The sequence below is a fragment of the Pseudomonas sp. 18175 genome, assembly GCF_050432925.1.
GTDB lineage: Bacteria > Pseudomonadota > Gammaproteobacteria > Pseudomonadales > Pseudomonadaceae > Aquipseudomonas.
Window position 1 is genome coordinate 89,395 of the sequence record NZ_JBKFTO010000003.1, and the last position, 14,660, is coordinate 104,054.

General features: G+C 59.8%; 14 protein-coding genes. 8 read left to right on the forward strand and 6 right to left on the reverse strand.

Features of this window, described 5'->3' with window-relative positions; genetic code table 11:
- Positions 1 to 47: 47 nt before the first annotated feature.
- From ACLD1Y_RS05370 to ACLD1Y_RS05380, 3 genes are all read right to left on the reverse strand, one after another.
- Positions 48 to 1,706, reverse strand: a complete 1,659-nt coding sequence (locus ACLD1Y_RS05370) for a cation acetate symporter (protein ID WP_429476116.1) — start codon at positions 1,704 to 1,706, stop codon at positions 48 to 50.
- On the reverse strand, positions 1,703 to 2,014 hold the full coding sequence (locus tag ACLD1Y_RS05375; protein WP_003190001.1) for a DUF485 domain-containing protein: 312 nt from the start codon (positions 2,012 to 2,014) through the stop codon (positions 1,703 to 1,705). The genes ACLD1Y_RS05370 and ACLD1Y_RS05375 overlap by 4 nt, the downstream gene beginning before the upstream one ends.
- A 274-nt stretch (positions 2,015 to 2,288) precedes the next feature.
- A complete protein-coding gene (locus ACLD1Y_RS05380; RefSeq protein WP_429476118.1) occupies positions 2,289 to 3,140 on the reverse strand; it encodes a glycine betaine ABC transporter substrate-binding protein in 852 nt (283 codons plus the stop codon).
- Between the two features lie 332 nt (positions 3,141 to 3,472).
- Here ACLD1Y_RS05380 and ACLD1Y_RS05385 point away from each other — a divergent pair, with 332 nt between their 5' ends.
- Positions 3,473 to 5,026 (forward strand): glycosyl hydrolase family 17 protein, encoded by a 1,554-nt coding sequence (locus ACLD1Y_RS05385; protein WP_429476120.1) that lies wholly within the window; start codon positions 3,473 to 3,475, stop codon positions 5,024 to 5,026.
- A 110-nt stretch (positions 5,027 to 5,136) separates the two neighbouring features.
- Here ACLD1Y_RS05385 and ACLD1Y_RS05390 read toward each other — a convergent pair whose 3' ends face one another.
- Positions 5,137 to 5,505 (reverse strand): hypothetical protein, encoded by a 369-nt coding sequence (locus ACLD1Y_RS05390; protein WP_429476122.1) that lies wholly within the window; start codon positions 5,503 to 5,505, stop codon positions 5,137 to 5,139.
- 236 nt (positions 5,506 to 5,741) lie between these two features.
- On the opposite strand from ACLD1Y_RS05390, the gene ACLD1Y_RS05395 reads away from it, so the two are divergent.
- Positions 5,742 to 7,040, forward strand: coding sequence for a serine/threonine protein kinase (locus ACLD1Y_RS05395; RefSeq protein WP_429476124.1), 1,299 nt, complete (start codon positions 5,742 to 5,744; stop codon positions 7,038 to 7,040).
- The gene (locus tag ACLD1Y_RS05400; RefSeq protein WP_429476125.1) at positions 7,033 to 7,821 is read left to right on the forward strand and encodes an MlaA family lipoprotein; all 789 of its coding nucleotides are present in this window, start codon (positions 7,033 to 7,035) and stop codon (positions 7,819 to 7,821) included. Before ACLD1Y_RS05395 ends, ACLD1Y_RS05400 begins: the two co-directional genes overlap by 8 nt.
- Positions 7,822 to 7,877: 56 nt before the next feature.
- On the opposite strand, the gene ACLD1Y_RS05405 is transcribed toward ACLD1Y_RS05400, so the two are convergent.
- Positions 7,878 to 8,792: a DUF808 domain-containing protein gene (locus ACLD1Y_RS05405; protein ID WP_429476127.1), complete on the reverse strand. Its 915-nt coding sequence runs from the start codon at positions 8,790 to 8,792 to the stop codon at positions 7,878 to 7,880.
- Between the two features lie 133 nt (positions 8,793 to 8,925).
- Here ACLD1Y_RS05405 and ACLD1Y_RS05410 point away from each other — a divergent pair, with 133 nt between their 5' ends.
- Entirely contained in the window at positions 8,926 to 9,531 is a 606-nt protein-coding gene (locus ACLD1Y_RS05410; RefSeq protein ID WP_429476129.1) for a TetR/AcrR family transcriptional regulator, read from the forward strand.
- A gap of 210 nt (positions 9,532 to 9,741) precedes the next feature.
- Positions 9,742 to 10,200, forward strand: coding sequence for an REP-associated tyrosine transposase (locus tag ACLD1Y_RS05415; protein ID WP_429476131.1), 459 nt, complete (start codon positions 9,742 to 9,744; stop codon positions 10,198 to 10,200).
- A gap of 144 nt (positions 10,201 to 10,344) precedes the next feature.
- On the opposite strand, the gene ACLD1Y_RS05420 is transcribed toward ACLD1Y_RS05415, so the two are convergent.
- Positions 10,345 to 10,785 carry a GlcG/HbpS family heme-binding protein gene (locus ACLD1Y_RS05420; RefSeq protein WP_429476133.1) on the reverse strand — a complete coding sequence of 147 codons (441 nt, stop codon included), beginning with the start codon at positions 10,783 to 10,785 and terminating at the stop codon, positions 10,345 to 10,347.
- A gap of 256 nt (positions 10,786 to 11,041) precedes the next feature.
- On the opposite strand from ACLD1Y_RS05420, the gene gcl reads away from it, so the two are divergent.
- From gcl to ACLD1Y_RS05435, 3 genes are read left to right on the forward strand one after another with little or no spacing between them, the layout of a single operon-like run.
- Positions 11,042 to 12,817 (forward strand): glyoxylate carboligase, encoded by a 1,776-nt coding sequence (gcl, locus tag ACLD1Y_RS05425; protein WP_429476135.1) that lies wholly within the window; start codon positions 11,042 to 11,044, stop codon positions 12,815 to 12,817.
- Positions 12,818 to 12,827: 10 nt separating this feature from the next.
- Positions 12,828 to 13,610, forward strand: a complete 783-nt coding sequence (gene hyi, locus ACLD1Y_RS05430; RefSeq protein ID WP_429476137.1) for a hydroxypyruvate isomerase — start codon at positions 12,828 to 12,830, stop codon at positions 13,608 to 13,610.
- A gap of 18 nt (positions 13,611 to 13,628) precedes the next feature.
- Positions 13,629 to 14,519 carry a 2-hydroxy-3-oxopropionate reductase gene (locus ACLD1Y_RS05435; protein WP_429476139.1) on the forward strand — a complete coding sequence of 297 codons (891 nt, stop codon included), beginning with the start codon at positions 13,629 to 13,631 and terminating at the stop codon, positions 14,517 to 14,519.
- Positions 14,520 to 14,660 lie beyond the last annotated feature (141 nt).

The following is a 14,660-nucleotide window of genomic DNA, read 5'->3' on the forward strand; positions in this document are numbered from 1 at the left end:
AAATACCCCGGCCTTTCGACCGGGGCATTTCTTATCCAGCGACAACCTTAGTGGTTAACCGCCCCACTCGCCCCCAGGCCAGTCTGCGAACGCACAAACTGCGGGAAGTACAGCGCACGCTCTTTCTCTGCCGCCGCCGACTTGTCGGTGATGGAGAAGAACCAGATGCCGACGAACGCAATGATCATCGAGAACAGCGCCGGGTATTCGTACGGGAATATGGCTTTTTCATGGTGCAGGATCGAGACCCAGATGGTCGGACCAAGGATCATCAGGCCCACGGCACTGACCAAGCCCAGCCAGCCGCCGATCATGGCGCCACGGGTGGTGAGGTTTTTCCAGTACATGGAAAGCAACAGCACCGGGAAGTTACAGCTGGCAGCGATAGAGAACGCCAAGCCAACCATGAACGCGATGTTCTGGCTTTCGAACAGGATACCCAGGCCGATTGCCAATACACCCAAGGCGACGGTGGTGATCTTCGACACGCGAATCTCATCTTTCTCGTTGGCCTTGCCTTTCTTGATCACGCTGGCATACAGGTCGTGGGATACCGCCGAGGCGCCAGCCAGGGTCAGGCCGGCAACCACCGCGAGGATGGTGGCAAACGCTACCGCCGAGATGAAGCCCAGGAAGATACTGCCACCCACCGCGTTGGCCAGGTGCACCGCCGCCATGTTGTTACCACCGAGCAAGGCGCCAGCAGCATCTTTGAACGCCGGGTTGGTGCTGACCAGCAGGATCGCGCCGAAGCCGATGATAAAGGTCAGGATGTAGAAGTAACCAATGAAGCCCGTGGCATACAGCACGCTCTTACGCGCTTCCTTGGCGTCGCTTACGGTGAAGAAGCGCATCAGGATGTGCGGCAGGCCAGCGGTACCGAACATCAGTGCCAGACCAAGGGAGAATGCCGAGATCGGGTCTTTCACCAGGCCGCCAGGGCTCATGATCGCTTCACCTTTAGGGTGAACCTTGATCGCCTCGGAGAACAGCATGTTGAAGTCGAAGTTGACGTGCTTCATCACCATCAGCGCCATGAACGAGGCACCGGACAGCAACAGCACCGCCTTGATGATCTGCACCCAGGTGGTCGCCAGCATGCCGCCGAACAGCACGTACATGCACATCAGGATGCCCACCAGGATGACCGCAACGTGGTAGTCCAGGCCAAACAGCAGTTGGATCAGCTTGCCCGCGCCTACCATCTGCGCGATCAGGTAGAACGCCACCACCACCAGGGAACCACACGCCGACAGGCTGCGGATCTGGGTTTGCCCGAGGCGATAGGACGCCACGTCGGCAAAGGTGTACTTGCCCAGGTTACGCAGGCGCTCAGCGATCAGGAACAGAATGATTGGCCAACCCACCAAAAAGCCGATCGAGTAGATCAGGCCGTCATAACCCGAGGTGAACACCAGCGCGGAAATCCCCAGGAAGGACGCCGCCGACATGTAGTCGCCAGCAATCGCCAGGCCGTTCTGGAAACCGGTGATCTTACCGCCAGCCGCATAGTAGTCAGCGGCCGACTTGTTGCGCTTGGAAGCCCAGTAGGTAATGCACAGGGTGGCACCGACAAACGCGACAAACATCACGATGGCCGATACGTTCAGGGGCTGCTTGTGCACTTCACCGGTCAGTGCGTCCGCTGCCCAAAGGGCCGGAGCAAAGAACGAAGCGCCGAGTAGTGCCAGTAGACGACCGATCATTGCGCAGCCTCCTTGAGAATCGCATTGTTCAGGTCGTCAAATTCGCCGTTGGCCCGGCGCACGTAGATGCCGGTCAGGATGAAGGCGGACACAATCAGTCCGACGCCCAGGGGAATGCCCCAGGTAATCGAGGAACCGGGGCTGATCTTGGCCCCCAGCACTTGTGGCCCGTAGGCGATCAACAGGATGAAAGCGGAGTAAAGCCCTAGCATGATCGCCGAGAGAATCCAGGCGAACCGTTCCCTTTTCCTTACCAGCTCCTTGAAGCGCGGGCTGTTTTGAATCGAGAGGTAAATGCTGTCGTTCATTGTTTTTATCCTCGCAGCACAGCTTTTTTATTATTTTGGAACGTATCCACTGTAAGCGGCTGCGGAGCAGGTTCCAGACGACCTTAGTCTTAGATCGAGTGTAGCGAGGGATTGTGAAACCGTAGGAGGACTTGCAGAGGGTGAAACTAATGTGGGAGCGGGCTTGCTCGCGAATCCGGCGGTTCAGTCAACTTATGCATCGACTGACACACTGCATTCGCGAGCAAGCCCGCTCCCACATTAGGTAAGCGGCGTGCCTGATACATGTAAATGGTTATTTAGCGGTCCACTCAGCTACACGCTCAGGGTGTTTGGCCACCCAATCCTTGGCCGCCGCATCCGGCTTGGCGCCTTCCTGGATCGCCAGCATGACTTCGCCGATTTCATCCTTGGAGGCCCACTGGAATTTCTTCAGGAAGGCCGCCACTTCCGGCGCTTTCTTCTCCAAGCCTTTGCTGCCAATGCTGTTGACGGTTTCAGCAGCACCATAAATCCCTTTTGGATCATCCAGGAAGCGCAGTTTCCACTTGGCGAACATCCAGTGTGGCACCCAACCGGTGACCGCAATGGATTCTTGCTTGTCTTCAGCGCGGGTCAGTTCGGCGATCATTGCGGCGCCCGAGCTGGCTTGCAGCTTGTAGTCCAGGCCGTAAGCCTTGATGGCTTCGTCGGTCTTGAGCATCACGCCTGAACCTGCGTCGATGCCGACGATTTTGTTCTTGAAGGTGGTATCGGTCTTGAGGTCTTCGATGGACTTGGCCTTGACGTACTCCGGCACGATCAGGCCAATCTTCGCATCCTTGAAGTTGGGGCCGTAGTCGACCACCTTGTCCTTGTTCTTGGTCCAGTACTCACCGTGGGTCACGGGCAGCCAGGCGGAGAGCATGGCGTCGAGCTTGCCGGTGGCCACGCCCTGCCACATGATCCCGGTGGCGACGGCTTGCAGTTTCACGTCATAACCGAGCTTGGCCTTGATCACCTCAGCCGCCACGTGGGTGGTGGCCACGCTGTCGGACCAGCCGTCTACATAGCCGATGCTCAGGGTTTTGCTGTCGGCGCTGGCCAGTGTGGAGCTCATCGCAACTACCAGAGTGGCAGCTGCGCCCAAGAGTCGTCGCATCTTCATCGTACTTCCCCGAAAGTGCTGCGCCCGACGGATGCCGAGCGACGTCAACCTGTTGTTATGTGGTGCACCGCGCCCCCTTCACGCGCATCGATCCGGCTGCTGTGGTATCAGTGGAGTGCTGATGCATTGATCATCAACCTGACAGGGCCTTCGACCTGCTCTGTCAGCGACCTCATACAAGCCGTAAACGACATCACATAGCCAGTAGGACGCTTCGTAGGACTTGACGTCAAAATACCGCCCGAACTTTGCATGTCAAAATTATGCGGCCCCACTGGGACAGGCCAAATCCGGGTAAGATGCGCGCCTTTGCCCCCCCAGATAAGCCGACCATGCCCGCGACTGCCCGCTTCCCTGCCCTGCCCTATTGCTTTGCCTTGATCCTCGGCCTGCTGGCCCTGGTCGGTTACTGGTACGGCCTTGGCCGTCCCGTGGTGCTGCCAGACGTCGCCAGCGCCAGTCACAAAATGCAGTGCGCGTCCTACACACCCTTCGATAAAGACCAATCGCCCTTCGACCAACCGTTCAAGCTACGCCCAGAGCGCATGGACGCTGACCTGGCTTTGCTGGCGACTCGTTTCGAGTGCGTGCGCACCTATACCATGGTCGGTCTGGAAGCCCTGCCGGACATGGCACGCAAGCATGGCTTGAAGGTGATGGCCGGCGCCTGGGTGAGCAGTGATCCGGTGGCGACCGAGAAGGAAATCAACGAGCTGATCGCCGCGGCCAACGGCAACCCGGATGTGGTGACTGCTGTGATCGTCGGCAACGAAGCCTTGCTGCGCAAAGAAGTCACCGCCAAGCAGTTGGTGACGCTGATCCACACCGTCAAAAGCCAGATCAAGCAACCGGTGACCTACGCAGACGTATGGGAATTCTGGCTGCAACACCCGGAAATCGCCCCGGCCGTGGATTTCCTCACCATTCACCTGCTGCCCTACTGGGAAGATGAGCCCTCCGGCATTGACCAGGCCCTCAAGCACGTGGGTGAAGTGCGCCAGACCTTTGGCAACAAGTTCGCGCCCAAGGACATCCTGATCGGCGAAACTGGCTGGCCCAGCGAAGGCCGCCAGCGCGAAACCGCCGTGCCGAGCCGGGTCAACGAAGCCAAGTTCATGCGCGGTTTCGTCGCCATGGCCGAAGCCAATGGCTGGCACTACAACCTGATCGAAGCCTTTGATCAGCCCTGGAAGCGCGCCAGCGAAGGTGCAGTGGGTGGTTACTGGGGCCTGTTCGATGCAGACCGCCAGGACAAAGCCATCCTCGCCGGGCCTGTAACCAATGTGCCGTACTGGCCGCTATGGCTGGGGTTCGGCGCGATCATCCTGCTGGGCACGTTGGCCCTAGGCGGTCGCGTACGCGGCACTCGCGCCGCGCTTGCGCTGCCACTGTTGGGCGCAGTCGCCGGCTGCTCCATCGGCACCTGGGCCGAACTGACCCGCGTGACGGCGCGCTTCAACGATGAATGGGTATGGGCCGGCTTGCTGCTGGTGCTGAACCTGCTGGTGCTCGCCCACGCCGCCCTGGCCTTGAGCACTCGCGAAGGCTGGCGTGAGCGGGCATTCAACTGGCTGGAGCAACGGGCTGGCTGGCTGATGGCGATTGCCGGGTTTGCCGGGGCGGTGATGATGTTGGCGTTGGTGTTTGATCCACGTTATCGCAGCTTTCCGAGTGCAGCGCTGGTGTTGCCGGCCTTGGTGTACCTGGTTCGTCCGGTGACCGGGCCGCGTCGGGAGATTGCGCTGCTGGCCTTTATCATCGGTGCTGGCATTGCGCCGCAGTTGTACCGTGAGGGCTTGATGAACCAGCAGGCTTGGGGTTGGGCAGTTGTCAGCGCGTTGATGGTTGCAGCTTTGTGGCGTTGCTTGCGGGCGCGCAAGGCTTAACCCCCCTCTGTGGCGAGGGAGCTTGCTCCCGCTGGGCTGCGAAGCGGCCCCAAAATCCTGGGAGCGCTTCGCACTCCAGCGGGAGCAAGCTCCCTCGCCACAATAGATAATTACGCACCGCGAGGCTTTCTGACCAACCGCAACCCCGCCACCACCACCGCAAACACCGCAAAGGTCGTGTTGTACAACGCCAGCGCCGGCAACCCGAACACCATCGCCAATACCGCCAAGCCCCAACCCGCTCGACCCGGCACGATAAACGCCAGCACCGAGGTGATCAACGCGGCCCAGCCCAGCACCTTGAAGTGGATCATCAACCCCAGGTTCGAACGCAGTTGGCATTCCCAGCGGCCAGCCTCGTCGGCGCAGATCCCCACCCAGCTGCCGTCTTCCATAAAGCCATAACGCGCGCCATAGCTGGCAGCCAGCCATAAAGGCAGGGCAATAAGCAGCAAAATCAACGGCAAACGACGGGACATGGGGCACTCCGAAAGGCAAAAACGGCGCTCAGCTTAATGCCCCGGCAGCCGTTGGCAAGGCGCATACACACAATTAGTGTTCACCAAGGCGTGGCAAAGTGTATCGTCTGGCTACTATTACCCCGATTCCGACGTTATTTTCCGACATTTCGTGCCGAGTGATGGCACTTCGGCAACGACGCGGTGGTCATAGCCTGCGAACTTCATTAAGCACGTTTCCTCCTAGGGATTAAGTCATGCTCCGTTCCTTGCGCTGTGCTGCCTTGCTGGGCAGCCTTTTTCTGAGTGCGTCAGCACTGGCCGTCGACATCGACCAAGCCAGCTATGGCTACCCTTTGACCAACCCGTTTGAAGCGACCATCGCGACCACCCCGCCCGACCTTCGGCCCAAATTGCCGAGCGACGACGAGATCAACCAGTCCGATTACACCCTAACGATGCGCCCCGAGCGCGAGTTCAGCCTGCCGGACAACTTCTGGCCGGTGAAGAAGCTCACCTACCGCATCGCCAAGCAAGACCACGCCGCGCCGCTGATCTTCCTGATCGCCGGCACCGGTGCGCGGTTTGACAGCAGCATCAACGAATACCTGAAAAAGCTGTATTACCAGGCCGGCTACCACGTGGTGCAATTGTCGTCGCCCACCAGCTTTGACTTCATCAGCGCTGCCTCACGCTTCGCCACCCCGGGGATCACCCAGGAAGACGCCGAAGACATGTACCGCGTGATGCAAGCCGTGCGCGCCCAGAACGCGTCCTTGCCAGTCACCGACTTCTTCCTCACCGGCTACAGCCTGGGCGGCCTGGATGCGGCCTTCGTGGCCAAACTGGACGAGACCCGCCGCAGCTTCAACTTCAAGAAAGTGCTGCTGCTGAACCCGCCGGTCAACCTCTACACCTCGATCTCCAACCTCGACAAGCTGGTGCAGACCGAGGTCAAGGGCATCAACAACACCACCACGTTCTATGAACTGGTGTTGAACAAGCTGACCCGCTACTTCCAGCAGAAGGGCTACATCGACCTCAACGACGCCCTGCTCTACGACTTCCAGCAATCCAAGCAGCACCTGACCAACGAACAGATGGCCATGCTGATCGGCACCTCGTTCCGCTTCTCGGCGGCCGACATTGCGTTTACCTCGGACCTGATCAACCGTCGCGGCCTGATCATCCCGCCCAAATACCCGATTACCGAAAGCACCAGCCTCACGCCGTTCCTCAAGCGTGCACTGCAATGCGACTTCGACTGCTACCTCACCGAACAAGTGATCCCGATGTGGCGCGCCCGTTCCGATGGCGGCAGCCTGTTGCAGTTGGTTGACCAGGTCAGCCTGTACGCCCTCAAGGACTACCTGCACAACAGCCCGAAAATCGCGGTGATGCACAATGCCGACGATGTGATCCTTGGCCCTGGCGACCTGGGCTTCCTGCGTAAAACCTTCGGCGATCGCTTGACCGTCTACCCGCTGGGCGGCCATTGCGGCAACCTCAATTACCGCGTCAACGCCGACGCCATGCTGGAGTTCTTCCGTGGCTAAATATCTTCTGCTGCTCGCCGCCTTGATGTGCGCGGGCGTGGCCAACGCCGACAACAGCAAGGCTCACGAACCTGTGGTGCAGGGCTCCGATGGTTTCAAGGAACCGTTGTCCAAACTCAAGTTCAACCCTGGCATGGACCAGCGTGAGTTCGAGCGCTCGTCGCTCACCGCCCTCAACGTCTACGACCCATTGGAGGCCTGGAACCGTCGCGTGTACCACTTCAACTACCGCTTCGATCAATGGGTGTTCCTGCCCGTGGTCAACGGCTACACCTACGTGACCCCAAGCTTCCTACGCACCGGCGTGAGCAACTTCTTCAACAACCTGGGCGACGTGCCCAACCTGCTGAACAGCCTGTTGCAACTCAAGGGGCATCGTTCCCTGGAAACCACCGGGCGCCTGTTGCTCAACACCACCATCGGCATCGCCGGCCTGTGGGACCCGGCCACCGCCATGGGCCTGCCGCGCCAGAGCGAAGACTTCGGCCAGACCCTGGGCTTCTACGGCGTACCGGGTGGCGCGTATTTGGTGTTGCCGGTCTTCGGTCCGTCGAACCTGCGCGACACCACCGGCCTGATCGTCGACTACGGTGCCGAAACCCAGATCAACTTCCTCAACGTGTCCGAAGTCAGCTCCAACCACCCGGAAATCTGGGCGCTGCGCGCGGTGGACAAGCGTTATCAGACCAGCTTCCGTTATGGTCAGATGAACTCGCCGTTTGAGTATGAAAAGGTGCGCTACATCTATACCGAATCGCGCAAGCTGCAGATTGCCGAGTAAACAAGCGCCACAAAAAAAGGCCATTCGTTTGAATGGCCTTTTTTATTGCCTCGGGATCAAGCCTTCGCGGTTTTCCATAGCTTGCTCACCAGACTGACCACCGCCAGCACCACCGCCCCCGCAATAACCCCCGCCACCCCATTCAGCAGCACCGGCACCAGCCAGGCCACCCCACCTGCACTTTGGCTGACCGTCTCGATCCAGTGATGCACCACCGGCACGCCGTGGGTGAGAATCCCACCGCCCACCAGGAACATCGCCGCCGTGCCGATCACCGACAGGCTCTTCATCATGTACGGTGCCGCCCGCAGGATGGCTGCGCCGATACTGCGCGCGATCTGGCCGGGCTTCTGGGTCAGCCACAGGCCCAGGTCATCCAGCTTGACGATGCCGGCGACCAGGCCATAAACGCCCACGGTCATGACGATGGCGATACCCGAAAGCACGATCACCTGCTGCATCAGCGGTGCATCCGCCACGGTGCCGAGGGTGATGGCGATGATTTCGGCGGAGAGGATGAAGTCGGTGCGGATCGCGCCCTTGATCTTGTCCTTTTCGAAGGCCACCAGGTCGGTCGCCGGGTCGGCCACCGCTTCGACCAACTGCGCGTGCTCGGCCTGATCGTCGTCCTTACTGTGGAGGAATTTGTGGGCGAGTTTCTCGAAGCCTTCAAAGCACAGGTAGGCGCCGCCAAGCATCAACAACGGTGTGACGGCCCAGGGCGCAAACGCACTGATCAACAACGCGGCGGGCACCAGGATCAACTTATTGACGAACGAGCCCTTGGCCACCGCCCACACCACAGGAATTTCCCGCTCGGCGCGCACACCGGAAACCTGCTGGGCATTGAGTGCGAGGTCGTCGCCCAGCACGCCGGCCGTCTTCTTCGCGGCCATTTTTGTCATCAGCGCAACGTCATCGAGTACTGCCGCGATATCGTCGATCAATACCAACAAGCTGCTACCTGCCATGAACCGGTCTTCCGTAAGGGGGGATAAACCGAGCATAGCGCGGCACAGGGCTTGGCGGGTGCATTGTTGAGGCCCGCAGATAGCCGGTGCTACCATGCGCAACCGCCAGTCTTGGCAAGGAACTCCCAGGTTTATGAGCAGCATTCGCGAGCGCAACAAAGAAAAGATCCTGCGGGCGGCGAGCGAGGAGTTTGCCGACAAAGGCTTCGCCGCGACCAAAACCAGTGACATCGCCGCCAAGGCCGGGCTGCCAAAGCCCAACGTGTATTACTACTTCAAGTCCAAGGACAACCTCTACCGCGAGGTGCTCGAAAGTATCATCGAGCCGATCCTCGCCGCCTCCACGCCGTTCAACCCGGATGGCGAACCCAAAGAAGTATTGAGCAACTACATCCGCTCGAAAATCCGCATCTCCCGCGACCTGCCGTTTGCCTCCAAGGTGTTTGCCAGCGAAATCATGCACGGCGCGCCGCACCTGAGCGCCGAGCAGGTTGAACAACTGAACGCCCAGGCCAAGCACAACATCGACTGCATCCAGAACTGGGTGGATCGTGGTCTGATTGCGGCGATTGACCCCAATCACCTGATGTTCAGCATCTGGGCGGCGACGCAGACCTATGCCGATTTTGACTGGCAGATTTCGGCGGTGACCGGGAAGGCCAAGTTGGATGAGGCAGATTATGAAGCGGCGGCGTTGACCATCATCCGGTTAGTGTTGAAGGGGTGCGAGCCGGACTGATACACCGCGGTGCCTGTGCCATTCGCGAGCAAGCCCGCTCCCACAGGGGTTTTGTGCCAGACACACAATGTATGAACATCGCCAATCCACTGTGGGAGCGGGCTTGCTCGCGAAAGCGTCCTCCCAGACACATCCTGCCAAAAGCCTGCCAATCAACATCACCCACCGAGATCTAGCCTCTCAGAACCCCCACTGAAGAGAGGCCATGGAATGCCTGAACTAGCCACATCACACCGCCTGCGCATCGGGCGGTTCAGCGAACCCAACCGCATCTACCTGATCACCACCAACACCCATGAACGCGTGCCGATATTCAGCAACTTTCATCTGGGTCGCCTGGTGGTCTGGCAATTCAGACTCGCGCAGTATCAAAGAGTGGCTAACTCTCTGGCGTGGGTGGTGATGCCTGACCATTTCCACTGGCTGGTCGAACTGCAAAAGGGCTCACTCGGCGACCTGATGTGCCAGGTCAAATCCAAAAGCACTCGAACCGTGAACGGCGCTACGGGCCGTAAAGGTCGTCTTTGGCAAACCAGCTTTCATGACCGGGCAGTGCGCAAGGAAGATGACTTGGTGAAAATGGCTCGGTATGTGGTGGCCAATCCTCTGCGGGCGGGGTTGGTGGAGCGCATTGGCGACTATCCGCTGTGGGACGCTATTTGGGTTTAGAGCTGGGACCGAGTTGCCCCTTTCGCGAGCAAGCCCGCTCCCACATTTTGACCGAGTTCCAACTTTGGAATGCAGTCAAACTGTGGGAGCGGCGGTGCGACGATTCGACTTGCTCGCGAAGAGGCCCTATCAGTCACCCAAGAATCAAGCCGAAACCCCCGCATCCGCCAACAACCCCACCCCCTCAATCGCCGTGATCGCGCACTGCTCGTCAATATCCGACGTATCCCCGCTGATCCCAATCGCCCCCAGCACCACGCCCTGCTGATCCCGGATCAACACCCCACCCGGCGCCGGCACCACGCTGCCCTGCCCCAGGCTGTTCAGCGCGGCGATAAACGCCGGCCGCTGCTGCGCGTCCAATGCCAGCAAGCGCGAGCCTTTGCCCAGGGCAATCGCGCCCCAGGCCTTGCCGATGGCGATTTGCGGGCGCAGCAGGCTGGCGCCGTCTTCACGTTGCAGGGTGACCAGGTGGCCGCCGCTGTCGAGTACCGCGATGGTCAGCGGCGCCGCAGAAATGGTGCGGCCTGCGGTTAGCGCGTGGCTGGCCAGTTGGGTGGCAATTTTCAAGGTTAAAGCGCTCATGGTGCCGTCCTTCTTTTGTTATTGGGAAAGCGGTGGAGGTCTGTTTGATCAGATGCTCGATCAAACAAATAGAACACAATGACATTTGTTTTTGTATACAATATTTTCGCACAAAGCTTCCATACGTCGAAAAAATGCCTTCAGACGAACGCAAAGGCCTGCCAATAAAATGGATTGACCTACGCCGCTCGCCGTGAATACACTTTGTCCAGACACCACTTGTATACAATTACAAAACGCAAGAGGCACCAAAACCATGAGCAAAATGAGAGCAATCGAAGCCGCCGTTCTGGTAATGCGCCGTGAAGGCGTGGACACCGCCTTCGGTATCCCAGGCGCTGCGATCAACCCGCTGTACTCGGCCTTGCAGAAGGTGGGTGGCATCGATCACGTCCTTGCTCGCCACGTTGAGGGCGCCTCCCACATGGCCGAGGGCTACACCCGCACCAAGGCCGGCAATATCGGCGTGTGCATCGGCACTTCTGGCCCGGCGGGTACCGACATGGTCACCGGCCTGTACAGCGCCTCGGCGGATTCGATCCCGATCCTGTGCATCACCGGCCAAGCCCCCCGTGCACGTATGCACAAGGAAGACTTCCAGGCCGTGGACATCACCAGCATCGTCAAGCCGGTGACCAAGTGGGCAACCACCGTGCTCGAACCCGGCCAAGTGCCCTACGCGTTCCAGAAAGCCTTCTATGAAATGCGCTCCGGCCGCCCAGGCCCGGTGCTGATCGACCTGCCGTTCGACGTGCAAATGGCCGAGATCGAATTCGACATCGACGCTTACCAACCCCTGCCATTGGCCAAGCCCCTGGCCACCCGTATCCAGGTGGAAAAAGCCCTGGCCCTGCTCGATCAAGCGGAGCGCCCGTTGCTGGTCAGCGGCGGCGGCGTGATCAACGCCGATGCCAGTGACCTGCTGGTAGAGTTCGCCGAATTGACCGGCATCCCGGTGATCCCGACCCTGATGGGCTGGGGCACGATCCCCGATGATCACCCGCAGATGGTGGGCATGGTCGGCCTGCAAACGTCCCATCGTTATGGCAACGCAACGATGCTCAAGTCGGACGTGGTGCTGGGCATCGGCAACCGCTGGGCCAACCGCCATACCGGTTCGGTGGAGGTGTACACCGAAGGGCGCAAATTCATCCACGTCGACATCGAACCAACCCAGATCGGCCGCGTATTCACCCCGGACCTGGGTATCGTCTCCGACGCCGGTTCAGCCCTGACGATGTTCATCGAAGTGGCCCGCGAGTGGAAAGCCGCCGGCAAGCTCAAGGACCGCAGCGCCTGGCTCAATGACTGCCAGCAGCGCAAGGCCACCCTGCACCGCAAGACCCATTTCGACAACGTGCCGGTCAAGCCGCAACGCGTCTACGAAGAGATGAACCAGGTGTTCGGCAAAGACACCTGCTACGTCAGCACCATCGGCCTATCGCAGATTGCCGGCGCGCAATTCCTGCACGTGTACAAGCCGCGCCACTGGATCAACTGCGGCCAGGCAGGTCCTTTGGGTTGGACCATTCCGGCAGCCCTCGGCGTGGTCAAGGCCGACCCGAGCCGCAAGGTGGTGGCGCTGTCGGGCGACTATGACTTCCAGTTCATGATCGAAGAACTGGCCGTGGGCGCGCAATTCAAGCTGCCCTACATCCACGTGGTGGTGAACAACTCCTACCTCGGCCTGATCCGCCAGGCCCAGCGCGGGTTTGAAATGGACTACTGCGTGCAGCTGTCCTTCGACAACCTCAACGCACCGGAACTGAACGGCTATGGCGTCGACCATGTGGCCGTCGCCGAAGGACTGGGTTGCAAGGCCCTGCGGGTGTTCGAACCAGGCCAGATCCAGCCGGCATTGCGCAAGGCCCAGGAAATGATCGAAGAGTTCAAGGTGCCGGTGATCGTCGAGATCATCCTGGAGCGCGTGACCAATATTTCCATGGGCACCGAGATCAACGCCGTCAACGAATTCGAAGACCTGGCATTGGTAGGCAACGACGCACCGACCGCCATTTCCCTGCTCGATTAAGGAGAACCCTATGCCGCGTTTTGCCGCCAACCTGTCCATGCTGTTTACCGAGCAGGACTTTCTCGCTCGCTTCAAAGCGGCCGCCGATGCGGGCTTTGAAGGCGTGGAGTACCTGTTCCCCTACGAGTTCAGCTCAGCTGAAATCAAGGCACACCTGGACGCCAACGGCCTGACCCAAGTGCTGTTCAACCTGCCCGCTGGCGACTGGGCCAACGGCGAACGCGGCCTGGCGTGCCACCCGGACCGGGTTGAGGAATTCCGTTCCGGGGTCAAGCTGGCCATTGCCTACGCACAAGTGCTGGGCAATACCCAGATCAACTGCCTGGCGGGGATTCGCCCTGCGGGTGTGGACGATGCCACCCTGGAAAAAACCTTCGTCGCCAACCTCAAATACGCCACCGACAAGTTGCAAGCGGCGGGCATCAAGCTGGTGATGGAGATGATCAACACCCGCGACATTCCGGGCTTCTACCTGAACAACACCGCGCAAGCGCTGTCGATCCGCGAGCAGGTGGGCAGCGCCAACCTGTTCCTGCAATACGACATCTACCACATGCAAATCATGGAAGGCGACCTGGCCCGCACCATGGCCGCGCACCTGGATGAGATCAACCATATCCAGTTGGCGGACAACCCTGGGCGTAATGAGCCGGGCACGGGCGAGATCAACTACCGGTTCCTGTTCGAGCATTTGGATCGTATTGGTTACCAGGGTTGGGTGGGCTGTGAGTACAAGCCGCTGACCACCACCGAAGCGGGTCTGGGCTGGCTCAAAAGCCACAATGCCATCTAACAAAAAGAGGATTGAATCATGGCTAAAATCGGATTTATCGGCACCGGCATCATGGGCCAACCCATGGCCGCCAACCTGCAAAAAGCAGGTCACCAACTGTTCCTTTCCGAACACCACGGCAAGGCCCCGCAAGCGCTGATCGACGCTGGCGCCATCGCCTTGGCCAACCCGCAGCAAGTGGCCCAGGAAGCCGAGTTCATCATCGTGATGGTGCCAGACACCCCGCAGGTCGACGACGTACTGTTCCGCGCCGACGGCGTGGCCGCTGGCCTGTCGCCGAACAAAGTGGTGATCGACATGAGTTCGATCTCCCCCACCGCCACCAAGGCGTTTGCCGCCAAGATCAACCAGGCTGGCGCGCAATACCTCGACGCGCCCGTGTCCGGCGGTGAAGTCGGCGCCAAGGCTGGCACCCTGAGCATCATGATCGGCGGCGAGCCGCAGACCTTCGAACGCGCCCTGCCGCTGTTCCAGGCCATGGGCAAGAACATCACCCTGGTGGGCGGCAACGGTGACGGCCAGACCGCCAAGGTGGCCAACCAGATCATCGTTGCACTGAACATCCAAGCGGTGGCCGAAGCGTTGCTGTTCGCCGCCAAGAACGGCGCCGACCCGGCCAAGGTGCGTGAGGCTCTGATGGGTGGGTTTGCCTCGTCGAAGATTCTGGAAGTGCATGGCGAACGCATGATCAAGGGCACCTTTGATCCAGGCTTCCGCATCAACCTGCACCAGAAAGACTTGAACCTGGCGCTGGCCGGGGCCAAGGAGCTGGGGATCAACTTGCCGAACACCGCGGGTACACAGCAGGTGTTCAGCACGTGCACGGCGATTGGGGGTGGCAATTGGGACCACTCGGCGCTGATCAAGGGGTTGGAGCACATGGCCAACTTCTCCATCCGCGACAAGTAAATCTCAAGTTGAAATGCGGTCGAATGTGGGAGCGGGCTTGCTCGCGAAAGCGGTGGGTCAGTCAGCATGGATGTTGAATGTCAAACCGCATTCGCGAGCAAGCCCGCTCCCACATTTGATCGCATTCCAATTGCCACATCC